Origin of the sequence: Dietzia aerolata, from assembly GCF_014144865.1 — a bacterium.
Taxonomy (GTDB): domain Bacteria; phylum Actinomycetota; class Actinomycetes; order Mycobacteriales; family Mycobacteriaceae; genus Dietzia; species Dietzia aerolata.
In genome coordinates this window covers 1-1,699 of the sequence record NZ_JAALDM010000105.1, presented here as the reverse complement: position 1 = coordinate 1,699, position 1,699 = coordinate 1, and the positions used below count along the sequence as shown (strand labels likewise).

Annotated in this window: 1 protein-coding gene and 1 pseudogene; one reads left to right on the top strand and one right to left on the bottom strand. The window is 70.6% G+C overall.

Going from position 1 to position 1,699, the window contains the following annotated elements; all coding sequences use genetic code 11:
* Positions 1–1,049: pseudogene (locus G6016_RS07190) on the top strand (hypothetical protein); the annotation flags it as partial.
* A gap of 220 nt (positions 1,050–1,269) precedes the next feature.
* Here the strand turns inward: G6016_RS07190 and G6016_RS07185 are convergent.
* Positions 1,270–1,699, bottom strand: a 430-nt coding sequence (locus tag G6016_RS07185; RefSeq protein ID WP_182631988.1) for a universal stress protein, incomplete at its 5' end; no start/stop codon positions are given.

Below are 1,699 nucleotides of genomic sequence, written 5' to 3'. Positions count from 1 at the left end.
TCGACGGGCGTGTGTGGTTCGCGACGTCGGGTGGCGTGGTGGGAACCGTCCGAACCGCAGGTGGTGGCGGTGGAGAAAATTTTGACGACGACGACAACGACCACACACCCCGCTTTCTCACACTTCCTGCGGGCGAGAAGATCTCCAACGGTTTCACGGTCAGGCCCGGTGGCGCGTCGGTGATCACCACCCGGGCGCTCTATGAAATCGATACCGCCGCCGACGGGACACCGACCATTCGCTGGCGCCACGGCTACGACGTCGGGCCCGGTCGCAAACCCGGCCTGCTCGCGTACGGGTCGGGGACCACGCCCACCTATTTCGGGCCGGGCAATGGATTGATCGCGATCACCGACGACACCGAGCATCCCGACCTCATCGTCCTCCGGCAGTCGGACGGCACCGAGGTGTGCCGGATGCCCGCGTTCGCCACCACGCTGCGCCCGGATTCGGCCGCCGCCGACGGGGTCCTGATCTCCGGCCCCGCGGCCTCGGAGAACTCGATCCTCGCCCATCCGGCCAGCGGCGACGCCGACACAACCGCGTTGGTGCTGGTCAACACCTACGGCTTTGAGTACCCGCCGTTCGCGGTCGACGGTCCGGCCGTTCCTGCTGGCGCTCCGTACATCGGCGGCATGACCCGCGTCGACGTCAGCCTGGATGGCGCAGGTGCGGGCGCGGACGCCGCCTGCTCGCGGAAGTGGACCAACACTTCGCGGACCGCGTCACTGCCCAAGCTCACCACCGGCGACAGGCAGATCCACGCGATGGCCTACGGTCCCGCCGCCGGCCAGTCGGCCCTCGGCTCCCTGCCCGAGCCGCTGCCCGGACAGGAGATTCTCGATCATGGCCTCGCGCAGAAGGTCGGCCCGGTGTTCGTCACCTCGACGGATGTGGAGACCGGCCATGAGGTGATGCGTACGTTCGTCGGCCACGCTCCGCTGGACGAGCCGATGGAGCTCACGGGCACGCTGGCTTCCCGCGGCGACGCCCCCGGTGTGCTGTGGCAGCCGACCATGACCCGCATGCTCCGCATCGGCCCCGCCTGAGCGACGCCGCGGGCGGTCTCCAGCCCGTCAGGCCGGCGTGAGTTCGTCGCCATACATATCCGCACTCCCCGATGGCGTCTCGCGCGTACCGATGCGCACGCGAGACGCCATGGAGAGGCGCGGGAGTGGGTGGCGAGTGCAGGGACACGCGCGAGACGCCATTGAGAGGCGCGGGAGTGGGCGGCGGGGCAGGATTCGCCACACTCCTGCGAAGGGTCGCTCAGTCGGTCGGGCGGATCACCGCGACCGCGCAGGGCGCGGTCTGCAGGAGTCGGCGACTGACCGAGCCGAGCAGCATGCCCGCGAACCCGCCGTGTCCGCGCGATCCGGTGACCAGCAGTGACGCACCGGAGGCCTCGTCCGCGATGGTGGTGGCCGGATCGCCCACGACGAGGATGAGCTCGAGGTCGACACCGGGATGACGGGCGTCGTGCGGGGCGAGCGCGTCGGTGACCTCCTGCTCATCCTCGGCGAGCACGCTCTCGGCCAGGGTGTCGAGGTCGAACAGCGACGCGCCCGGCAGTTTGGGCACCTCCACCGTGTGGACGGCGCGCACGGAGGTGCCGCGGCGCTCGGCCTGGGCGAACGCGAACGCCGCCGCGGGGTCGTTGGCCTTCGAGCCGTCCGCGGCCAGGACCACCGGGCCGCCG